The organism is Ohtaekwangia koreensis (genome assembly GCF_900167975.1).
Lineage (GTDB): Bacteria > Bacteroidota > Bacteroidia > Cytophagales > Cyclobacteriaceae > Ohtaekwangia > Ohtaekwangia koreensis.
The window spans coordinates 195003-216884 of sequence record NZ_FUZU01000001.1; the positions used below are offsets into that span (position 1 = coordinate 195003).

Here is a 21882-nt window from a genome sequence, read left to right on the forward strand (position 1 = left end):
GAATGCAAAAATATGAAAACTAAATCCCTACCCATCTTATTATTCGCTCTCCTTTTAGCCTTCTCTACCATTGCCCAGGATTATGCTTTTAAAGTACTGGTGATAAAAGGAACCAATGAATTAAAAACAGGCGATGCCTGGCAACCTATAAAAACGGGTGCATCTCTAAAGTCTGGAGATGAACTGAAATTATCCGACAATTCCTATATAGGGCTCATGCACGTAACAGGTAAGCCTATCGAATTGAAACAAGCTGGTAGTTATAAGGTAGCGGATCTTTCATCGAAAATAAGTGGAGGTTCCAGTGTCCTGAATAAATATACCGACTTCATACTCAGTAGTAATTCAACAGAAGCTAAGAAAAACAGATTGAGTGCAACCGGAGCAGTACACCGCGGTGAAGCAACTGCTATTCAAATTTTATTACCGGAAAATCAACATGCAGATATATATAATTCATCGGTTGCTATTTCCTGGGAAGCAAGCAAAGTTGAAGGGCCCTATATTGTTGTGATCAATAACATGTTTGGAGAAGAACTGGCTAAAATAGAAACTCCTGAATCATCGATTCGCGTAGATCTTAGCGATGCAAAATATGCGACTGAAAATGCGGTGCTTGTGCAGGTTGCTGCCAAAGCAGATCCTAATAAAAAGTCTGCAGAAAAACTGATCAAGAAATTGACGCAACCTCAAAAGGATAAAATTAAAATCTCACTTGGTGAAATCCAGAATAATGTATCTGAACAAACGGCACTGAATAAACTCTTGCTGGCAGGCTTTTATGAAGAGCATCATCTATATATCGATGCTGTTGCAGCATACGAAGATGCCATTCGCCTAGCCCCTGATGTAGCTTTTTATAAAGAATCGTACGATGATTTTTTAATCAGAAACGGTATGAAACGTTAAATTTTTTGAAAAAAAATATAAGAAGAAGCCGCTGTGGAAGCGGCTTCTTCGTTTCAGGAAAGAAATATCAGGAAGATGTTCTAATTTTGAATCGATAAAAACCCTTAATCATAATTTGTCATGAAAACGAAGTTGGCGCTAGTAGTATTTATTCTAATTGGATTTGCACAGGCAATGGCACAGAACTATACGTTTAAGGTTCTGGTAAACAAAGGAAAAAACGAAGTAAAGGCAGGCAAAGATTGGCAGACTATAAAAGTCGGCTCAAGTCTTAACTCGGCAGACGAACTGAAGGTCGCTGAAAACTCATATATAGGGTTGGTTCACGTCAGCGGTAAACCCCTGGAAGTAAAGCAAGCAGGCAAGTATAAAGTTGCTGACCTTGCTGCGAAGGTGAGTGGAGGAGCCAATGTATTGAACAAGTATGCAGATTTTATATTGAGTTCGAATACACAAAAGGCAAATGGTCTCCAGGCAACGGGAGCGGTTCATCGCGGTTCGATCATTCCGCTATACTTACCATCAGCTACCCAAAATCCTGCGATCTATAATGATGTAATAATCATCAACTGGGATGCTGAAAAGATTCCCGGGCCCTATACGGTGAAGTTCAAAAGTCTGTTTGATGAAGAGCTCGCGAAGCTTGACGCGAACGAGAGCAGTCTTCGCATAGATCTTTCTGATCCAAGCTTTACAAATGAAGATAACATTCTGGTCACTGTTGAATCTAAAACGGACAAGAACAAAGTATCCGAAAAGTATACATTGAAGCGGTTATCGAAAGCCGATAAAGCCAGAATCAAAAATGCGTTAAGCGAGATCTCGGCTCAAACGGAAGATAACACAGCGATTAACAAACTTATCCTGGCAGGTTTCTTCGAGCAGAATTCTTTGCTGATCGATGCAGCAACAGCACTCCAGGAAGCCATAAAACTTGCTCCGGATGTACAGATGTACAGAGATTTATATAACGACTTTTTAATACGTAATAAGCTAAAAGACAAGCCGTTAAATTCTAAATAACCAATACAAAAGGCTGTCGCGAGACAGCCTTTTGTATTTCATGTTGGTTTGGTTGATAGCTTTATTATCCTATTTTTGTGCTGCTTAAAAATCAACGTTCATGAGTGTACTGGTTAATAAAAATTCAAGGATAATTGTTCAAGGTTTCACTGGCTCGGAAGGTACTTTCCATGCCGGGCAAATGATTGAGTACGGAACCAATGTGGTAGGAGGAGTTACTCCGGCAAAAGGCGGAACTGAACATTTGGGACGACCAGTATTTAACACAGTGAAAGAAGCTGTTGATAAAACCGGTGCAGATGTGTCTATCATTTTTGTTCCTCCTGCTTTTGCAGCAGATGCAATTATGGAAGCAGCAGATGCTGGTATCAAAGTAATTATCGCGATCACAGAAGGTATCCCTGTAAAGGATATGATGGTTGCTAAAAGCTATATCGTAGATAAAGGCGCAACGCTGATCGGCCCTAATTGCCCAGGCGTTATTACACCGGGTGAAGCAAAAGTTGGTATTATGCCAGGTTTCGTTTTCAAAAAAGGAAGAATCGGTATAGTATCAAAATCAGGAACACTTACATATGAAGCCGCTGACCAAATTGTAAAAGCTGGTCTGGGTATATCAACTGCTATAGGTATAGGTGGCGATCCTATTATTGGAACGCCTACAAAAGATGCAGTAGAGTTATTAATGAATGATCCTGAAACGGATGCGATCGTAATGATTGGTGAGATCGGTGGAAACTACGAGCCTGTTGCTGCGCGCTGGATCAAAGAAAACGGAAACAAGAAACCTGTTGTAGGGTTCATCGCTGGTCAGACAGCTCCTGCCGGAAGAAGAATGGGACATGCCGGTGCTATCATTGGTGGCGCAGAGGATACTGCTGCTGCTAAAATGAGTGTACTACAGGAGTGTGGAATTCATGTAGTAGAATCGCCAGCAGAAATTGGCGAAACTATGTTGAAAGTTCTTGGCAAGAAATAATATAAAAGGCCAGTTTTTAAAAAACTTTAGAAGCTGGCCTTAAATTCTCTCTCGAGATAGTCATTCAGATTATTCAATCCGCGGAGCATATTCAAATGCTCAGCTTCTTCATTCACATTATCATTCTTATATAGTACCTCAATGAAGAGGTCACGGAGCATATAGATGTGAATTCTGCGTCCGTTCTTAAGGCGTGTTCCAAGCATAATACCTTTCTTCTTCAAATAGTTTGCTTGCTTTTGAAGTGACATCTGCCTGAAAATAAAACGAAGTATCATAAAACGCTTTCCAGTTTGCATAGCAGTGGCTAATAGTGGGCCAAAACTATAAACCCTTGAAATTGCTGAAATTTCAAGGGTTTATTCTGTATGAGTCCTAGAATGGGATGGAAAATTTCTGAATTTGAAAATCTTCAGAGAATATCCTTTTATAAAAGCTCGTTTGCCAGGTTTGCCAACTCTGATCGCTCACCTTTCTCCAGTGTAATGTGGGCATACAATTCGTGATCCTGTAACCGGTCTATCAGCGTAGATAAACCATTACTTTGTGAATCAAGATAGGGTGTATCGATCTGGTATATATCTCCTGTAAAAATGATCTTGGTATTTTCCCCAGCACGGGTAATAATTGTTTTCACCTCATGCGGTGTCAGGTTCTGTGCTTCATCTACAATAAAACAGATGTTTGATAAACTCCGCCCGCGGATATAGGCCAGCGGTGTGATCACCAATTTTTCCTGACCCACCATTTCAGTGATTTTGGAATATTCCTTATCTGTTTCACTATACTGATTCTGTATAAACTTCAGGTTGTCCCACAGTGGTTCCATATAGGGATTTACCTTCGATTTAATATCTCCGGGCAGATAGCCTATATCTTTATTGCTGAGAGGAACAATCGGACGGGCGAGGTATATCTGTTTATATTCCCGTTTTTGTTCAAGTGCCGCGGCCAGTGCGAGTAAAGTTTTTCCGGTACCCGCTACTCCTTGAATAGAAACCAATTTAATATCCGGCTTCAACGCCGCATGTATAGCAAAGGTCTGTTCCGCATTTCTAGGCTTCACACCATATACCGAGCGCTTCTCCACATGCTCCAGCATTCCATTGAAGGGATTGTAATATGCTAGCGCTGATTTTTTTCCGCTCTTTAATATATAGTAATGATTCTTAAGCGGATTGAGTTTGCCGAGAAGCTCCTGAGGTTGGCAATATCCTTTTTCGTAAAGCAGGTTGATCAGGTTAGCATCTATATCTTCCACAACGGTACGGCCGGTATATAGTGAAGATATATTCTGAACTTTACCCGTAGTATAATCTTCGGCCTGCAGGCCTAATGATTTCGCTTTTAACCGAAGGTTAACGTCTTTGGAAACCAGGATAACACGTTTCCCTTTTTCATCTTTTTGTAATTGAAGGGCTGCGTTTAAGATCCGGTGATCAGCCTTCACTTCATTGAATACTTTGTTGGCATCGACAGCGCTATGCATGTCCATCAATACCTTAAAGTTACCCTTACCCTTTCCGTTGATAGGGTTCCATTCCTGAAGCATGCGATCTTTCGCAAGCTTGTCGATCAGTCGAATGAATTCGCGAGCTTCAAAGTTTTTAGTGTCGTTGCCCTTTTTAAAATTATCAAGTTCCTCTAAAACCGTTATCGGTATACCGACATCATGTTCATCAAAGTTGAGGATGGAATTGTGTTCATAAATAATTACGGATGTGTCGAGTACGAAGATCTTCTTCTCCTTCTTGAGTTTAGTCATGCTTCACAAAGAACTTAGGGTGAGACTTGAGTAGATCACATGTGAATTTTTCAGAATCAAAAACCTTCATGCGATATCGTTATTAAACCTTCAATGTTTTAAATGAAAGCTAAAAAAAAGGTTATGATTTGTGAGCATGTGGAGAAGAAAACTTTTTTTATAACTTTACGACCCGTTTGAGAATGTTATGTTATCAATGTTAACAATCTCTGTTAACGATTAACGATTGCCCGATCGAAACGCTAACGAGAAAACATCACCTCGTTCATTCGGAGATACACGAAGTACATCTGCCAATACCAGTAAGATTAGCTTTTTAGAAGCATAAAATTTTTTCAGTCCGCTGATCTCCATGAATTTTTTTAATGTGATCGTATTGTTCACATCGAGATATTGCATGAGAAGGTGTTCATATTCTCCATAGCTGAACTTGATGTCTTTTTTATACTGAGAACGTTTAGCAATCTCTCTTACTTCACGACTCGCCTTAATGCTTTTGTCATCAACACGAACAAAGAACTCTTTCGACTGATCAGCGTGAAGTATATAGTGCGGCTTTCTGTTACTCTCCATGATCTCATACTGAATAACTGCTCGCCCGTTGCTTACCTGGATATATATCTCCTCGTATAGGAGAGGAGGCTTGCACATCTTTAGTGCCTGCTTGATAACATGCGATTCGTCTTCCGGATGTTTTAAGCCAGGAATGCTCAGATCATCGCCAATACCGATTAATAGAATTCCACCTTTCGTATTCGCGAAGGCAATCATCTCTCGAATGATTTTTTCAGGGAACGCAGCCTTGCGCTTGAATTCAAGCGTCAGTCCTTCGCCATTTGCAACAAGCTTCTTAAGCTTCTGTACTTGTTGTAAATTAAAGGTGACTGATTCCTGAGGTTTCATAGTAGAAGAGGATACTTAAAGCCCGATGCTTGAAGTTTGAAATTTTGAATGTAAAGCTATTGGTTATGTCGGTAAAATGTATGCCAGCAGACAGAACGGTTTGTTATGATTGCAGTGTGGCCAATTACGTTGAGTCAGATATACATATACCTGCCGTCATTCCTCATGCAATAACGACAGGTATATAGGATGCTTATTCTTAGCAAACCAGTTTTGAGCTTATCTAAAATTTTCCGCCTGCGATCTCATCATCGTCATCCTCTTCTTCTCCAGGACGCGGCAGCGTAAACATGCTGCTAAGTAGATCTTTGAATTGAAGACCCGCTGTTAAATTATGTTTGCTGATCAAACTATATTCTGCGAGGCCATGAAGCGCGAATTCCATCATGAATAGTTTCGTTGCCTGGTCTTTATTCTTATGGAATTCGTTAATAAGTTCACTCAAGCCCGGTATAGCTTTTAATGCTTTTTCAAATTCTGCCTGCGGCATAGTATGAAGGAGGTCAACGGTATTCCCTTCTCCAAACCAGTCGGATACTTTTTTATACGGACTCTTCTCCTTTTGTTTTCTGAATTTATCAGGATCCGGAAAGTAATGTATGAACTGTGTACGCAGTGCTTTGCCGATCAGGTTCTGTGCTACAATGCCTGGACCTTCCTGCTCACCTTCATATACCAATTCGACTTTGCCAGTTATAGCCGGCACTACACCAATAAAATCAGCGATCCGTATATCGGTATTCTTCTCTCCATTAATGATACTTCTACGTTCGGCAGCAGCGACTAAATTCTCATATGCTGAAATGGTAAGACGCGCTGATACACCGCTCTTCGCATCTACATATTCACTTTTGCGTGCCTCGAATGCAATCTGCTCAACCAGGTCTTTTGCAATTTCATTTACAGATACTGCGGCACGCTGTGCTTGTTTAATACGCGCTTCCTGTTGCGTAATGCGTTTGCTTATATCTAATGTCTTCGGATAGTGCGTAATGATCTGGCTGTCGATCCTGTCTTTCAATGGCGTAACTATACTTCCGCGATTGGTATAGTCTTCCGGATTTGCAGTAAAGACAAATTGTATATCTAATGGCATTCTGATTTTGAATCCACGAATTTGAATGTCCCCTTCTTGTAAAATGTTAAAAAGTGCAACCTGTATCCTGGCTTGCAAATCGGGTAATTCATTGATCACAAAAATGCTTCTGTTCGAACGGGGAATTAATCCGAAGTGAATTACGCGCTCATCAGAATATGGCAGTTTCAGCGTTGCTGCTTTTATAGGATCTACATCACCGATAAGATCGGCTATAGATACATCGGGTGTTGCCAGTTTTTCAGAGTAGCGTTCATCGCGATGCAACCACGCAATAGGAGTAGCATCTCCCAATTCATGTACTTTATCTTTTCCGTATCTGGATATAGGATTGAATGGATCATCGTTTAACTCCGAGCCCGCAATGAAAGGTATATATTCATCGAGTAACTTTACCATTAGTCGCGCCAACCTTGTTTTGGCTTGCCCGCGTAAACCCAAGAGGTTTACATCGTGGCCCGCGAGTACAGCTCTTTCAAGATCTGGTATCACGGTTTCTTCATAACCCCATATACCTTCAAATACAGTTTCCTTGCGACTAAGTCGCTGTATCAGATTTTCGCGAAGCTCTTCTTTTATCGATCGCGATGTATATCCTGCCGTTTTTAATTCTCCGAGGGTTTTAATAGATGTATGGTGCATAGCTATAACTATATATTAGTTCTGAAAAGTATGAGCCGAAAAAGATCGGCAGTGATTATAAATTCTTGGTTCTGTTTCTTTTGAAATCTTCAAATACAAGATTTCCTAGCCCCTCGAGACTGCTGTAATAAGCATTGCCATTATTGGCTTTTGTAAAATCGCGCACAAATGATTTCAGGTATGGATCAGTAGCGATCATAAAAGTAGTAACGGGGATTTTTAATTTTCGTAACTGTCCGGCAAGATTTAAGGTAGTACTTAAAATTTTCTGATCAAGTCCAAATGCGTTTTTATAATACTTGATTCCTTGCTTGATGCAAGTCGGCTTACCATCCGTAATCATGAACACCTGCTTGTTGGCATTTTTTCGCCTGCGTAAAATATCCATTGCCAACTCAAGGCCGGCAACAGTGTTGGTATGATACGGCCCTACTTGAAGATACGGTAAATCTTTAATTTCGATTTGCCACGCATCATCACCAAACACTAAAATGTCGAGTGTGTCTTTTGGATATTTCTTCGTGATAAGTTCTGCGAGCGCCATCGCTACTTTTTTGGCAGGAGTAATACGATCTTCTCCATATAGTATCATGGAGTGAGATATATCAATCATGAGTACAGTGGAGGTCTGTGTTTTATACTCACTCTCCATTACCTCAAGGTCTTCCTCTGTCATGAAGAAATTATCGAGACCATGATTGATCTGTGCATTACGAAGAGAGTCCGTTACAGAAATCTGTTCGACCGTATCTCCAAACTGATAATCGCGTTTCTCGGTGGTCTGTTCATCTCCACGGCCGCTATGCGATGTATTATGTTCGCCCTGTTTTGTCTTTTTTAGTTTGCCAAAGATCTCTTCGAGAGCCGACTGTCTTAGACTCTGTTCACTTTTGGCTTTGAGCTTAAACTCGCCTTTGGGACCTTCATCGGTGATATACCCGTCACGTTTCAGGTCGTCAATAAAATCACCGATACCATATTTATCATTCGTCAGACCGTATTGACGGTCTACTTCTGTAAGCCACTGTAATGCCTCAGAAACGTTTCCGGCCGTGATTAAGATTAGTTGCATGAATATTTTGAGCAACTTTTCGAAATCGCTTTTCGCTTTGTCCTGAAGGGGTGTGAATTTGGAAAATCTGTATCCGAGCATAGAAATTACTTGTATAACTCTCTAACCATTAATTTCGACTTTCTGTTTCGGCTTCAAAATTTAATTTCCGAAAAGATTCTGAGTACGTGTAAGAATTCTGTCAGAATCGGAAAGTGCCGATAAAACGACTATTATATCTTTGAATAACAGTTAATCACTAACCTTATGAAAAAATCTGTAATTGTTATTGCCCTGTTAGCCGTTATTCTTTCTTCCTGCGGATTTCATACTTGCGCTACCTACGCAAAAAATCCTCAGAAAAAAGAGGTAGTGAAGAAAAACCGAATTTAGTTCACATAGTCTCATTTACCTAAACAAATAAGCCATCCCAATTGGGATGGCTACCTATTTTGTACCTGTACCTCAAGATCAGGAAGTCTTTTTCTCCCGCATCGTACCATATATATAATCCCAAAGCGGAGAGGACACTCCGAAGATAAACTCTCCATCTTTATAGTGGTGTACACTGTGGTTAACCCAGAGAACTTTAAAAAAATTCTTGGGAGGTTGAAACGCATGCACCATATAATGAACTGATAAGTATGCCGCGTATCCAACCAGGAATCCAGGCAAGAACGCAAATACAAGATCTCCCATTACCAATCTGAAAAGCAAAAGAAGTATAGTAGCAATTGTTATACTTAACAGTGGCGGCATGGCGAGCCTGTCTTTATCCTTTGGAAATTCATGATGCACACCATGCATAGTATATTGAAGTTTAACCCTCAACTGCGTATAGGTGCGCATGTGAAAAATATGACGGTGCGTCATATACTCCACCCAGGTGAAAGCAATGAGTCCTATAAAAAAGACTCCGGTTGTTGTCATAGGATGAAGTGATGTATGCGTGATACTCCAGTACAGAAGTATAGATGCATACAAAAAGAAAATAGACAATGGAATAGAAATGTGTGTTCGTGACAGCTTTTCGAGTATAGGATTTTCAAAAAGCTGTTTGGTTCCCTTGTTTTTAGGTAGTACGTCTGCCTCCATACCGTAAATCAAACTTTGTGTGAATAAAAAATAATATCCTCATACAAAATTTATTAACGATTACACTGCGGTTTTTGCTGCCGATTTTACCAGTATTTTTTGATAATAGTTTTCGTACAAGGGCAATATTTTTGTGATATCAAATTCTTGTGCCCGCTTCAAAGCGCTCTCTTTAAAACGCGGAAGGTTGTTAGGGTCCAATACAAATAGCGATTTTCGTGTCATATCTTCCACATCTCCAACAGCACTCATAAATCCGGTAACGCCTTGAACATTCAATTCAGGTAGCCCGCCCGTATTGGTAGAAATAACAGGAACTTCACATGCCATGGCTTCAAGAGCGGCCAAACCGAAGCTTTCTTTTTCAGACGGCATAATGAAAAGATCGGCTACTGAAAGCACTTCTTCTACTGCTTCAAGCTTTCCAAGGAAACGTATATCATCACAGATGCCCAGTTCACGACACATTTTTTCTGCGTGGTTTCGTTCCGGTCCGTCACCGATCATTAACAACTTTGCAGGAATCTCTCTGCGAACATTCGCGAAGACATGTATAACATCCGGTATACGTTTCACTTTCCGGAAGTTAGAAGTGTGAACGATAAGCGATTCTCCATTCGGACAAATTGCTTTTTTGAAATGATCTTTCTTTTGCTTCTTGAATTTTTCAAGATCAATAAAGTTAGGGATCACCTCTATATCATTCAGTATTTTGAAATAATCAAAGGTCTCGCGCTTCAGATCTTCTGATACAGCCGTAACTCCATCGGACTGATTTATACTGAAGGTAACAACCGGCTCATACGATGGATCTCTACCTACAAGCGTAATGTCTGTGCCGTGCAGTGTTGTTACTACCGGAATGTAAATTCCCTGTGAACGCAAAATCTGTTTTGCCATATAGGCAGCCGAAGCATGCGGTATAGCATAGTGTACATGGAGCAGATCCAGCTTTTCATTTTTTACCACACTTACCATTTTACTGGCGAGTGCTAATTCGTAAGGTTGAAATTCAAACAGTGGATACGACCGGAAGTCAACTTCGTGATAGTAAAGATTTTCATTCAGGAAATCTAACCGTGTTGGCTGAGAGTATGTTATGAAGTGAACTTTGTGACCTTCCTGGGCAAGCGCTTTTCCGAGTTCCGTAGCGACTACACCGCTTCCTCCGAAGGTAGGGTAGCATACAATGCCAATTTTAATTTGTTCCACTGGTGGTTGGTTTTGTTACATGCATAAACCCGATTCACATTCCGTAAGTTTCGTTACGTTTTGTTAATTTATTGTGAATGGGTACAATAATCAAAGATGGACTGATAAATGACATCTTGTATGCGTGAACGGATGTTGGCGCTATTTAGCCGGGTGCTCCGGTCGGGATATACTCTATTGGATAAGAAGATATATACAAGGTCGAATTCCGGATCAATCCACATACACGTTCCCGTAAATCCGGTGTGACCGAAGGTAAGGGGTGACGCCAGCAAAGATGTCGGGCTGTTCCATTCGCTTTGCACAGGCCTGTCCCAACCAATGGCTCTTCTACCTTTATATATTTTAGTAGAAAAAAATCGTACGGTTTCGGGTTTGTAGTATTGATAGCCACCATAATACCCTTCCTGCAAAAGCATTTGTCCGAGCTTGGCGAGATCTATAGCATTGCTGAACAACCCGGCATGTCCGCTTACACCGCCCATCATCGCGGCTCGTTCATCGTGCACCGTTCCGATGATCATTTTTTTTCTATATATCTTATCGAACTCTGTAGGCGCAATAGTTTGCGTTGAAAAATTATCCAACGGATTAAAGCGGGTGGTATAGGCTCCCAACGGTTCATAGAAATTTTGTGCGAGGAAATCATCCAGCGGTTGGTTCAATACTTTCTCAGCTATATGCTGCATGATCATTAGCCCAAGGTCACTATAACGGTACGGGTATGGAGTGCGAGGAGGTTTGTCGGCCATCTTCGATTGAATGATCCACGACCATACCGAATCTTTCATAGCTTGAGAACCGTATAGACCAGGTGCTACAGGAAAAGGATGTATAGCATCGCGTTTACGACTATAAAACTGCGGAAGGAACGTAGTGTCTTTCATCGTTTGTGGCCAGAGCGGAATGAACGGTGCCAGCCCCGACTGGTGCGTAAGCATATCGATGATGGTTATATCTTTCTTATTGCTGTTACGAAGTTCCGGCAAATAGACGGATGCTTTTTTGTTGATGTCGATCAAGCCTTTCTCATACATAAACATCGTGGCTTGCAACGTAGCCGATACTTTGGTAAGCGAAGCAAGGTCATATATAGTCTGCTCTGTTACCGGTGAGTGTTTATCATAGGTGAGGTATCCAAACGATTTATCGTAGACCACTTTTCCGTTGCGTGCAACCAGCACCTGGCACCCCGGTGTCGCCATATTTTTAATCGCTTCTTTTGCTATACTATCGATCTTGCAGAGCAGGCGGCTGTCCATACCTGCATCTTCCGGTATAGAATACGTCAACCTGCTGATTTGTGGTGTAGCGCTACCTGCCCCTGTCTGCAACTGATCGCTAATCTTCATAGGTAAAATCGCATCTGCCGGAAGCGCTCCGAAAACAATCTGTGGCATCGCTTCCAGCATTTCCGGAGTATTGGTATAGGCTGTAACAACGGTAGGGTATTGTGCTGCTATTCGTAAAAATTCTTCATTGCCAAAATCACACAAAACCACTTCGTGCTTTTTCAAGAGCTCCAATAATTTTTGTAATACCGTGAGCCTTTCAAGTGTAGCCTGTGGGTATATACCAATAATGAACGTAAGGCGTTGTGATGTCGCGGCAAGTCTGGTGAGTTCGTTCAAATCATGTAATGTAAAACGATCTGCATGTGTATACCGTGAGAGGTAATGAAAGAATACATCCGGCTTCTGTGTAGTGTCACTGGTTATATAGACGAATCGCTTGTTGTCAAGTATAGATACCGGCAATACGTTGTTACTATTCTTTAGAATAGTAATGGCAGCTTCCTGAAGTTTTTTATTTAATAACTGCGCCTGAGGAGAATTCAATCGCAGCAAAAGATTGTCTGTGTCAATCGTTGTCTTTTGCGATAACCCGGCATCATACTTAGCGGCCAGAATTTTTTTTACGCTGTTGTCGAGCTGCGCTTCCAACTGTTTATCTCTACGCACTTGTCTTCTGATCTTACGAATGGCAATGTTGATATCTTCCGGATATAGTATAATATCGTTGCCTGCCTGCAATGCATATAGGGAAGGGAGACCTTCGCTGTTTTTTTCGTTGATAGGAGGGATGTTCCGCAGATCAGCGAAAGCCAACCCCTGGTAATTCATGTTCTGCTTCACCCACTTGCCAATAAAAAGCGATGAAAGCATCTGCGATGAGAAATTATTTTTACGTGCCAGGTTCATGTTGGTGTAGAACAAAGGCAGTTCTTTATTGCCGGGTATAAATCCCGTAAGGCCATTCTCAAAAAGTCTTCTGAAAGTATATACCTGTGCTGTGTCGATTGTAGGCACAATAACCGGCCAGTCTTTTTGAACATCCGATACAGTTATACTTTGAACCGGAAAATTCTTCACGCAGGTCAGCACATGCTGGTCCGTCATACCCTTCATGAAGGCAATAGCTTTTCCGGTGATCCGGTATTTATTTTCTCCAAAAGATTGATACCGAAGCGTTGGTGATGAATTCAGTTCTACCGTGGACGCAAAGTTCAGATTTACACCAACCATTTTAAGTTGCAGCGCTATACTTTTACCAAGCTCATAGAGCAATGAGTCATTACGAATGGCTCCTAATACCAACGGTGATGGATATGCAACTGTACTATCAATGCTCATCCCTAAACCACCTTCAGCATCATGAGAAACCAGCAAGGGAATATCAGAGTTATCCTGAAATTCGCGAACAAGTTTTGCGAGACCTATAGGATTACCGCCTGTTAAAATCAAACCACCGACTTGTTCATTTTTTATTTTTGCACGGATCTCATTCATCGATGCCGCATCATTCTGCGCAGGCACTTGAATCATAAACAACTGACCAATTTTTCGATTGGTATTCAATGAATTAAAAACGCTATCCACCCATGCTTCTTTTTTAAGCTGAGCGAATACAGGAACCATACAACATATAAAAACAAACAGACTGAGGGTCTTCTTAATCATCCGGTAATTAAAGTTTAAAAAATGAACGATTGCGCCAACTTTAATGAGCGAAGTTAACGGTTAAATTTTTAACGGTAAATTTCATATAACATTTCACCTGCCGGATTTAAAAATCTGGCGAATCCTTCTGTAAAATTTGCCACCTTTGTACTTCCATTAATTTGCAAGTTTGCATTCATGCCCGACATCATCCAGCTCTTACCCGATTCGATTGCTAACCAGATTGCTGCTGGTGAGGTTGTGCAGCGTCCGGCTTCTGCTGTAAAGGAGTTGATGGAAAATTCCATTGATGCCGGAGCAAAAAATATAAAACTCATCATTAAAGAAGCTGGAAAAACATTGCTGCAAATTATTGATGACGGCATCGGTATGTCTGAAACAGATGCCCGCATGAGTCTGGAGCGTCATGCTACTTCGAAGATCCGGAAGGCGGAAGATCTCTTCTCTCTTTTTACAATGGGTTTTCGCGGTGAAGCTCTTGCTTCTATTGCAGCCGTAGCGCAAGTGGAATTGAAAACACGTCCCGCTGACCAGGAGCTTGGAACGTGCATCGTGGTGGAAGGATCAGACATAAAAAAACAAGAGCCCGTTGCCTGCGAAAAAGGAACGAACATCTGTGTTAAAAATTTATTCTTTAATATACCGGCTCGCAGAAATTTCTTAAAGTCAAATCCTGTCGAGCTGAAACATATCATCGATGAGTTTCAGCGTCTGGCACTGGCTCATCCGGAAATATCATTTTCATTTATACAGGGCGATGAGCTAGTATATGATTTGCCTGCAACAAAATTAAGTCAGCGTATCGTTGGTCTTTTTGGTAAGTCGTATAAAGAACAACTTGCCACGTGCCAGGAAGAAACGGAAAATGTAAAAGTATCGGGTTATGTTGGTAAGCCGGATTTTGCTCGGAAAACAAGAGGCGAGCAATTCTTGTTTGTTAATCGCAGATTTATTCGCAGCAACTATTTGAATCATGCTGTGATGAATGCCTTTGAAGGATTGATTACCGAAAATAGTTTTCCTTTTTATGTACTCTTCATTGAGATCGATCCGAAGCATATAGATGTTAACGTTCATCCTACAAAAACGGAAATCAAGTTTGATGACGAACGCGCGGTATATGCTGTAGTTCGCGCAGCTGTGCGGCAGGCAATCGGCTCCCATAACTTAACACCGGCTATAGATTTTAATGCCGATGTTAATTTTATCACAAAGCTTAATAATGCGAGCAACCAATCGAACCAGGTTTATTTTGAAGAACGTTTTAGTACAGCACTTCACCGCTCCAATGGAGACAACTGGGAAAAACTTTTCGAAGCACGTGAAGTAAAGCCTGATGTCAGCCAACAGGATGAAATGCCTGCAGTGCATACGTTGCGTTTTGAAAGTGCAATAAATCAACCGGCCCAAACGACTTCAACCGAGGAGAAGACCTTGTTCCAACTTCATGCCCGCTATATCGTTAAACAGGTGCGGTCGGGCATGATGATTATAGATCAGCAAGCTGCACATGAGCGGATACTTTTTGAGAAGTTTTTGAACCAGCTTAAAAATAAATCAGGTCAAAGCCAGCAAAGTTTATTTCCGCAAGCGATTACATTTAGCGCAGCAGATTTTGCGTTAGCTCTCGAGATGCAGCAGGAGATAGAAGCGTTGGGATTTCGCTTTGATGTATTCGGCAAGAATACATTGGTTGTAAATGGTGTGCCGGCTTCTGTAAATGTGGGGAACGAAAAAGAACTGTTCGAAGGTTTAATTGAACAGTTTAAAGCAAACCAGTCGGAGCTTGCATTGCCGTTGCAGGAGAACCTGTCGCGGGCACTTGCAAGGCGCGCTTCTCTGAAAGCAGGGCAGCCGCTGGTGCGGGAAGAAATGCAGGCGTTGGTTGATAGTTTGTTTGCGTGTTCAACATCCAACTATTCACCAGACGGCAAGCCGACATTTTTTATTTTTGAATTGAATAAAATAGAAAGTTATTTTCGATAACCTCTGGCGAAAGCTAGCGTAACAAAGATTAATCTACTGTACTATGTTTAGACTCACACCGGTTGTAAGGAGTATCATTATTATAAATGTAATTGTTTTTGTTGCTCAAATGATTGCGCCCAGAATGGATTTTAGCGCATGCTTCGGAGGTCTTGAATATGCATATCAAAATGATGTAATCACTGGTTTTTTATCCATGTGGAATACACGCACCGATTGTTTTAAACCCTATCAGCTCTTTACCTATATGTTTGTGCATGGCGGGTTTACGCACATATTCTTTAATATGCTAAGTCTTGCGTTCATGGGGCCGATGCTTGAATCACATTGGGGAACAAAGCGTTTTACGATGTTCTATATGGTAACGGGTATTGGAGCCGGAGTATTCAATATTATAGTAGATCTGTTTTTTGGAGTAGGCACTTTCGGTATAATGATGGGAGCATCAGGAGCTATATATGGTATTTTGATGGGCTTTGGAATGATATTTCCGAACATGGAAATTATGTTGTTAATTCCTCCTATACCTATCAAGGCAAAGTATCTTGTATTGATACTTGGAGGCTTGAACTTTTTTATGGATAGAAGCGGAAATGTTGCCCATTTTGCTCATTTAGGAGGGGTGATTTTTGCTTTTCTTTTAATTTCCGCGTGGAGGAAACAAGGTGGTAACGATTGGAGTTAAAAAAATAGTTTGTAAAGGACTGTTATAGGATTGAACTATGTTTGACGAATTCAAGAACGCATTTAACCGGTATAACAACGCTCATGTACAGTTGATCATCATCAACGTGGTAGTGTTTTTGGCTTTGGGGATTTTATATGTAGTTGCAAAAATTTCTCAGACTCAACCAATTTTTCAGATAGTATATGATCAATTTACATTACCATCTGTACTTTCAGAATTTGTTACGAAGCCGTGGACGTTAATAACATATGCATTCGCTCACCATTTCAGTTACGAGTTTAATGAAGTGGGCATTTCTCATATATTCTTTAACCTGCTGGTATTTTATTGGTTTGCCAAGTTGTTTGTGGAGTACTTGGGGAGTGATAAGCTAATTGCAGTTTATATATTAGGCGGATTAAGCGGCGGTGCATTATACTTGCTGCTATATAATACTGTCCCATTTTTTATACAGCAGCCAAGTTTACTGGTAGGTTCATCAGCAGCGGTCTATGCTGTTGTTACAGCAGCAGCAACCTTACTTCCGGAGTACACTTTCTTCCTTTTGTTTATCGGGCCAATTCGTATAAAGTATATAGCAGCTTTTTATATAGCAATTTCTTTCCTTTTGTCGGTTGGTTCAAATGCCGGTGGCAACATTGCCCATCTTGGTGGAGCACTGATTGGCTTTATATACATTAAGCAACTGCAGGCAGGTTCGAACTGGGGAGGCTGGATCACCGCTACGCTGGATTGGATCAAAGGACTTTTCAAGCCGCGTTTGAAAGTAAAAGTATCCTATCGCAATGAAGATACTTCGTCTTTCAAAAACGCCAAGCCAAAGGGCTCCTCCATATCGCAAGCAGAGATTGATGCCATCCTGGATAAAATTTCTGATGGCGGCTATGAGAGTTTAACCAAGGAGGAAAAAGATAAACTCTTCAACGCCAGCAAAAAGCAATAATCTTAATTCTTTATCGTACAATCAGAGCGTTGGCTACCCATTGGTAGATCAGCACTCCGAATATGAATACATTCGACAGCATTCCTATTTCTCCTGTGTTCATAAATTCGTACATCGCGCCAATGCCTGTCAATGCCAGGAAACCTGTATATACCATGAGTATAGTTCTTGAACTTTTCTTAACAGGATTATACATGGACGACAATGGAATCATCATGGCGATACCGAAAATGCCGAGCATCATAAACAGGAAATTGCCTGTAAGTAATAATCCTGCAAAACCGGCAATACTCACGAGTAGCGATATACCCACCAGGTTGGATGAACTGATCTCCTCCTCTCTAAGCGCATAGCGACCATAAACATTGAGACGGAGAAATAAATTGGAAAGCGGAGTGATCACCCAGGTAGATATAGCGAAAGCCATATATAGATATACAATTGGGTAAAGAAGAGGTGCTAGTGCAGGATTACTCTCTGCAACATTTCGCAAAACCCGTACACCTATATATAGTCCGATGATAATGATCCACTGCTGCTGTCCCTTAAAATTTGATATCCAGAAAGAATACTTCAGGAAAATCCTGTAGAACCAATATCGTGCTTTCAGTCCTTCTACCAATCCCGCTTTTGCATATGTATAGTTCGGATTGATCTTTAAGGCTTCACGAAAATGCTCCAACGCTTTTTTGTGCTCACCTTTCTCAAGCAAGCTCCAGCCAAGATTTGTATGCGTTAATTCATTCTCAGGATTTTTATTAAGGGCTTCCTGTATAGTAGAATATGCTTCTTCTTTTTTGTCAAGTTTATAGAGTGCTGTAGAGCGTGCGTTAAGACACTGCAAATTATCGGGATCATTTTCTAATCCGTTGTTGGCATACTCAAGCGCTTCCTTCCATTCTTTTTGGTTGAGCTTGATGGCAGCAAGCAAGCCCAGGTAATCGGCATTGTGAGGATCATACGCTATAGCATTCCTGATAAATTTCTCGGAATCTTTCAGCTTATCAGCCTTGAAGTAAAACAGAGACTGCAGGTATAGCAAGTAGTCGTTGTCCGGTTCCTGGCCAATTGCACTCTGAATTATCTGGATCGCTTCAGGTTGCCTGTCCAATTCAGAAAGACAGATAGCAAACAACGCCAACGCCTGCGTGTTGTTGGGATCTTGTGCAAGTATAGAACGTAGCTCTGTCTCGGCATCCTTGTAACGTTGTTGAGTTACCAGCTGCTGAGCTCTTTCCAATTGTGATTGAATCATTTCTTGATTTTTAAATACTCCAGAATTTCATCGTATAGTCCCGAGTCGTTTGCATACAACGCATAGTTACGGGCCGTATTAAACCATTCTTTTGTTGACGGCTTAACTTGTTTAAGAGAAGCTAACAGATCCTTGGTACGTATAGGTTGAGGTATACCTTTCTCAAATGACTCTCTTAATTTTTCTTCAATGGTAACATCGATCACAGCACGGAGATCTGCTCCTGAAAAATCAGAAGTCTGCTTTGCCAGTGCGTTGTAATCAATGTTATCAACCGGCTTCTCCTTTAGTAATATTTTCAGGATAGAATTTCTTCCCTCTACATCCGGAGGTTGAACGAATACAATACGGTCGAATCTTCCGGGTCTTCGAAATGCAGCATCGAGATGCCATGGAGCATTGGTTGCTCCCAGGATCAATACACCATCATTGGAAGAATCTAACCCATCCATCTCCGTAAGGAATTGATTGATCAATGTTTTACTAGAAGAATGACGCATGTCCGAACGACTTGCTCCCAATGCATCGATCTCATCGAAGAACAAAACACAAGGCGTTCTTCTGCGTGCAAGCTCAAAAAGTTCATGGAGCTTTCGCTCACTTTGTCCACTCCACATATCGAGTACATCATGTATACCTACCGATATAAAACTTGCATTGATTTGCCCGGCAGTAGCACGCGCTAAATGAGTCTTGCCACATCCGGGAGGTCCATATAGTAAAATACCTCCGCCTACTTTTTTTCCATATGCTTTATATAGCTCCGGGTGAAGCAGCGGCTGTATAATTTTTATTCTGATCTCTTCTTTAACTTTTGTCATTCCCCCTACATCATCAAAGTTGATAGTAGGTCGTTCCATATCACGAACTTCTTGTTCTATGGAATTCAATAATTCTTCTACTTCACCTTGCGGCATGGCAGGCTTGCGGAAGTATTGATCGAGCTCATCATCGAGTAAGGAAGGATTCAGTTGCAGCGCTTGCTTGTAATAATCAATCGCTTTACTACTTTCTTCATTTCGCAGGAGCGCTTTGCTTAAAAGCATCAGTAGACTGACATCATTCGGCTTTAGTTCGATGACGTCTTCCAGGATAACAATTGCCGTGGAGTATTTTTCCTGTGCGAAGTAAATTTTAGCAAGACCAGCTTTAGCCTGTATATTTTGAGGCTCAGCTTCCAGCACAACCTTATACTCTGCTTCTGCTTCCTGAATCAGTTTGTTGTTAAGCAATGCTTCTGCCAGTGTTAATCGTAATGGAATATTCTGCGGAGAAAGCTTGAGCGCCTCGCGTAAATTCTGGATGAGTTCGTCCTGCATAATGACACAATTTGACTGAAAGATGCAAAGATTGATTAGCTCTCGCAATACGATTTACACGATATCCTTACAGACTTAGCACTTCCTGTATCTGGATATAGTCTTTTTTTGTTTCGTGTTTATAGATTTTAATGACTGTTTCTCATAAGATCCTGACAATTCTCGCAAAACGTTTTTTTAATGAAGTTATCGTCTAGCAGTTGAAATGAAATGCCACCCTTTCCAACTGGATCAAACAAGTGACAGAAGCGATCTTTGTTTTGGTCTATAGCATTAAGCATGATAGTTCTGTAGGATGGCCCTGAAGTGTAGTGCTTATCATAGATGGTAAGTGATAAATAGTAAAAGACCAGATCTTCAGAAACATTCAACGATTTTATTCGGGGCTCAAGGGTTTTTCGAGCCCAATCAAACTTGCTGTAGTAAGAAAAATACTTGGCCAGGTTAACTAAGTCCTGATCTTTGAGTTGCAATGGTTTGTATGATTCATAGTTGAATTTAACAGCCTTATCTTTTTCGACATAATGGCGATTTCGGATATGCGACTCCGAAAGAATAATATGATAATTGATGAGTAATCTTCTGACGAGATTATCATGTATACCTATTTTTCGTAACGATTCAATTTCTTTCATTAGCACCGGAGGATCAACGAGAATTTTTGATTGAAGCCAGGACTGAAGCTTCAATGCACAGAGGTTGTATTTTATTTTTGGATTCCTGGGAATGATGCGGTCCAGTTCTTCAAACGTTTTGATTGCTTCGAATACTTCATAAGAATTGTTCTCGTATAGAAATGAAGCATTATTGATTAGCAAACTTCCATACTCCAGTGAAGGTGGTACTTCTAGCTCCTGAATAAAATGCTCTGGAATTTCCTGCCTTTGAATTTTATAAAATATGATTTGCTGCAGGTAAAGTGCTTCATCAATATTTTTTTGTGCTATAGTCTGTTGAAAATATTTTTTTAATTCTTCCTGATTGCTTTCCCTATACGACAGTCGTTTCTCAAGTGTAATCTGAATCAATGCTTTTCTGTGCTTACGCAAAACAGGTTCTAGTGTTGATAGCAGGGTAGGTGACTTAAGTTTTTCTTTGATCTCATCTTTATTTAACGTCATCCAACTGGTATATCCGGTCGCGGCAATATCATTCAGAAATTCCACCCAGTTCTCTGAAGCTTCAATGCTTGATTCTATTGTTTCAGATTGGAAAGATTGCAATGCTGCAACAATACTCTGGGCGCGTTGATTCTGGAGTTTAAGATTTCTTTCATAAGATCCTTCCACAGATGTATAGGCCTTTATTGAAATAGTCTTTATGGCATAGTCAGTGATTTGCAGCGAGTCGTACAAAGGTTTTATGTCCTCCGGTTTATACTCTGATTTGCTCCTTTCAAAAGGTATTGTGAAATGAAGAGTTTTACTGAGCTCTTTATATTTCTCCTGAATTTTCTCGGGCGTAAGTGTGTCGTAATACATTCCCATCTCCAATAACTTCCATCCGTTAACATCCAGGTTGATGATGCTGGATGAATAACATAGATTTTTATTGTTCAACAGGATGTAGTTAACTTCTATATTTTCTTTGTTTATAGTGGAAGGTATCATTCCTGCGAAAATTTTAACATTGCCGGAAGGGGTTGTCATTCGTTTCTTGATACCCTCCCGATAAAGAGGAGGTAGGAGCAAGCCTCGGTGCGACCAGCTTCCTGCAAACCGACTTATATTATCACATTGGTATTGGCTACTCTGCATGATATCAACGGCAATGCCATCATTTTTTGATTCAATGATTTTAGAAAACCATTCGAAGTCATTATAGATTAGAAATATACTATCACCAGAAAAGACAGTACCAAAACGAACATCTTCAGGAGCGTTCTTCAATACATCATAAAGTCTTTTGCAATCTTTATTGATATTCTTCGGACGTTTGATGTCGTAATTTTCACGATTGGTAATCTGGGCATAGCCAATCATAGTGGCCAGTGTGAGAGAAAAGGCCAGTGCAAATTTCTTCATACGACTTTAAAAGTATAATAGCCGGAATGCTA

Annotated in this window: 17 protein-coding genes; 6 read left to right on the plus strand and 11 right to left on the minus strand. The window is 40.8% G+C overall.

From position 1 onward, the window contains the following. Positions 1-12 precede the first annotated feature (12 nt). The 3 genes from B5Y40_RS00825 (at position 13) to sucD (ending at position 2911) form a co-directional block, all read left to right on the plus strand. Entirely contained in the window at positions 13-909 is an 897-nt protein-coding gene (locus tag B5Y40_RS00825; protein ID WP_079684817.1) for a hypothetical protein, read from the plus strand. Positions 910-1029: 120 nt separating this feature from the next. Then, positions 1030-1932, plus strand: a complete 903-nt coding sequence (locus B5Y40_RS00830; protein ID WP_079684818.1) for a hypothetical protein — start codon at positions 1030-1032, stop codon at positions 1930-1932. 100 nt (positions 1933-2032) lie between these two features. Then, positions 2033-2911: a succinate--CoA ligase subunit alpha gene (gene sucD / locus B5Y40_RS00835; protein ID WP_079684819.1), complete on the plus strand. Its 879-nt coding sequence runs from the start codon at positions 2033-2035 to the stop codon at positions 2909-2911. 26 nt (positions 2912-2937) lie between these two features. Here sucD and B5Y40_RS00840 read toward each other — a convergent pair whose 3' ends face one another. The 8 genes from B5Y40_RS00840 to B5Y40_RS00875 all read right to left on the minus strand — a co-directional run bounded on the left by B5Y40_RS00840 (position 2938) and on the right by B5Y40_RS00875 (position 13635). Continuing rightward, positions 2938-3210, minus strand: coding sequence for a hypothetical protein (locus B5Y40_RS00840; RefSeq protein WP_079684820.1), 273 nt, complete (start codon positions 3208-3210; stop codon positions 2938-2940). A gap of 128 nt (positions 3211-3338) precedes the next feature. Then, a complete protein-coding gene (locus tag B5Y40_RS00845) occupies positions 3339-4676 on the minus strand; it encodes a PhoH family protein (protein WP_079684821.1) in 1338 nt (445 codons plus the stop codon). 219 nt (positions 4677-4895) lie between these two features. After that, positions 4896-5579, minus strand: coding sequence for an AlbA family DNA-binding domain-containing protein (locus tag B5Y40_RS00850; protein ID WP_079684822.1), 684 nt, complete (start codon positions 5577-5579; stop codon positions 4896-4898). 223 nt (positions 5580-5802) lie between these two features. Further along, positions 5803-7317 carry a magnesium chelatase gene (locus B5Y40_RS00855; RefSeq protein WP_079684823.1) on the minus strand — a complete coding sequence of 505 codons (1515 nt, stop codon included), beginning with the start codon at positions 7315-7317 and terminating at the stop codon, positions 5803-5805. A 55-nt stretch (positions 7318-7372) separates the two neighbouring features. Continuing rightward, on the minus strand, positions 7373-8470 hold the full coding sequence (locus B5Y40_RS00860) for a vWA domain-containing protein (RefSeq protein ID WP_079684824.1): 1098 nt from the start codon (positions 8468-8470) through the stop codon (positions 7373-7375). A gap of 369 nt (positions 8471-8839) precedes the next feature. After that, the gene (locus B5Y40_RS00865; RefSeq protein ID WP_079684825.1) at positions 8840-9463 is read right to left on the minus strand and encodes a sterol desaturase family protein; all 624 of its coding nucleotides are present in this window, start codon (positions 9461-9463) and stop codon (positions 8840-8842) included. 60 nt (positions 9464-9523) lie between these two features. Further along, the gene (gene bshA / locus B5Y40_RS00870; RefSeq protein ID WP_079687037.1) at positions 9524-10666 is read right to left on the minus strand and encodes an N-acetyl-alpha-D-glucosaminyl L-malate synthase BshA; all 1143 of its coding nucleotides are present in this window, start codon (positions 10664-10666) and stop codon (positions 9524-9526) included. 77 nt (positions 10667-10743) lie between these two features. After that, on the minus strand, positions 10744-13635 hold the full coding sequence (locus tag B5Y40_RS00875; protein ID WP_079684826.1) for a serine hydrolase: 2892 nt from the start codon (positions 13633-13635) through the stop codon (positions 10744-10746). Positions 13636-13812: 177 nt separating this feature from the next. Here B5Y40_RS00875 and mutL point away from each other — a divergent pair, with 177 nt between their 5' ends. The 3 genes from mutL to B5Y40_RS00890 are packed head-to-tail and all read left to right on the plus strand — an operon-like array spanning position 13813 to position 17252. Beyond that, a complete protein-coding gene (gene mutL / locus B5Y40_RS00880) occupies positions 13813-15621 on the plus strand; it encodes a DNA mismatch repair endonuclease MutL (protein WP_079684827.1) in 1809 nt (602 codons plus the stop codon). Positions 15622-15664: 43 nt separating this feature from the next. After that, entirely contained in the window at positions 15665-16306 is a 642-nt protein-coding gene (locus B5Y40_RS00885) for a rhomboid family intramembrane serine protease (protein ID WP_079684828.1), read from the plus strand. Between the two features lie 37 nt (positions 16307-16343). Further along, positions 16344-17252 (plus strand): rhomboid family intramembrane serine protease, encoded by a 909-nt coding sequence (locus B5Y40_RS00890; RefSeq protein ID WP_079684829.1) that lies wholly within the window; start codon positions 16344-16346, stop codon positions 17250-17252. Between the two features lie 10 nt (positions 17253-17262). Here the strand turns inward: B5Y40_RS00890 and B5Y40_RS00895 are convergent, their stop codons facing one another. From B5Y40_RS00895 to B5Y40_RS00905, 3 genes are all read right to left on the minus strand, one after another. Continuing rightward, positions 17263-18507: a tetratricopeptide repeat protein gene (locus B5Y40_RS00895; protein WP_079684830.1), complete on the minus strand. Its 1245-nt coding sequence runs from the start codon at positions 18505-18507 to the stop codon at positions 17263-17265. Further along, positions 18504-19826 (minus strand): ATP-binding protein, encoded by a 1323-nt coding sequence (locus tag B5Y40_RS00900; RefSeq protein ID WP_079684831.1) that lies wholly within the window; start codon positions 19824-19826, stop codon positions 18504-18506. The genes B5Y40_RS00895 and B5Y40_RS00900 overlap by 4 nt, the downstream gene beginning before the upstream one ends. A gap of 128 nt (positions 19827-19954) precedes the next feature. After that, entirely contained in the window at positions 19955-21850 is a 1896-nt protein-coding gene (locus B5Y40_RS00905; protein ID WP_079684832.1) for an OmpA family protein, read from the minus strand. Positions 21851-21882: the final 32 nt, after the last annotated feature.

Excerpts from the sequence above, each read along its gene's own strand:
- B5Y40_RS00825 (WP_079684817.1), top strand. The coding sequence starts at position 13 with ATGAAAACTAAATCCCTACCCATCTTATTATTCGCTCTCCTTTTAGCC.
- B5Y40_RS00830 (WP_079684818.1), top strand. The coding sequence starts at position 1,030 with ATGAAAACGAAGTTGGCGCTAGTAGTATTTATTCTAATTGGATTTGCA.
- sucD (WP_079684819.1), top strand. The coding sequence starts at position 2,033 with ATGAGTGTACTGGTTAATAAAAATTCAAGGATAATTGTTCAAGGTTTC.
- B5Y40_RS00840 (WP_079684820.1), bottom strand. The coding sequence starts at position 3,210 with ATGCAAACTGGAAAGCGTTTTATGATACTTCGTTTTATTTTCAGGCAG.
- B5Y40_RS00845 (WP_079684821.1), bottom strand. The coding sequence starts at position 4,676 with ATGACTAAACTCAAGAAGGAGAAGAAGATCTTCGTACTCGACACATCC.
- B5Y40_RS00850 (WP_079684822.1), bottom strand. The coding sequence starts at position 5,579 with ATGAAACCTCAGGAATCAGTCACCTTTAATTTACAACAAGTACAGAAG.
- B5Y40_RS00855 (WP_079684823.1), bottom strand. The coding sequence starts at position 7,317 with ATGCACCATACATCTATTAAAACCCTCGGAGAATTAAAAACGGCAGGA.
- B5Y40_RS00860 (WP_079684824.1), bottom strand. The coding sequence starts at position 8,470 with ATGCTCGGATACAGATTTTCCAAATTCACACCCCTTCAGGACAAAGCG.
- B5Y40_RS00865 (WP_079684825.1), bottom strand. The coding sequence starts at position 9,463 with ATGGAGGCAGACGTACTACCTAAAAACAAGGGAACCAAACAGCTTTTT.
- B5Y40_RS00875 (WP_079684826.1), bottom strand. The coding sequence starts at position 13,635 with ATGATTAAGAAGACCCTCAGTCTGTTTGTTTTTATATGTTGTATGGTT.
- mutL (WP_079684827.1), top strand. The coding sequence starts at position 13,813 with ATGCCCGACATCATCCAGCTCTTACCCGATTCGATTGCTAACCAGATT.
- B5Y40_RS00885 (WP_079684828.1), top strand. The coding sequence starts at position 15,665 with ATGTTTAGACTCACACCGGTTGTAAGGAGTATCATTATTATAAATGTA.
- B5Y40_RS00890 (WP_079684829.1), top strand. The coding sequence starts at position 16,344 with ATGTTTGACGAATTCAAGAACGCATTTAACCGGTATAACAACGCTCAT.
- B5Y40_RS00895 (WP_079684830.1), bottom strand. The coding sequence starts at position 18,507 with ATGATTCAATCACAATTGGAAAGAGCTCAGCAGCTGGTAACTCAACAA.
- B5Y40_RS00900 (WP_079684831.1), bottom strand. The coding sequence starts at position 19,826 with ATGCAGGACGAACTCATCCAGAATTTACGCGAGGCGCTCAAGCTTTCT.
- B5Y40_RS00905 (WP_079684832.1), bottom strand. The coding sequence starts at position 21,850 with ATGAAGAAATTTGCACTGGCCTTTTCTCTCACACTGGCCACTATGATT.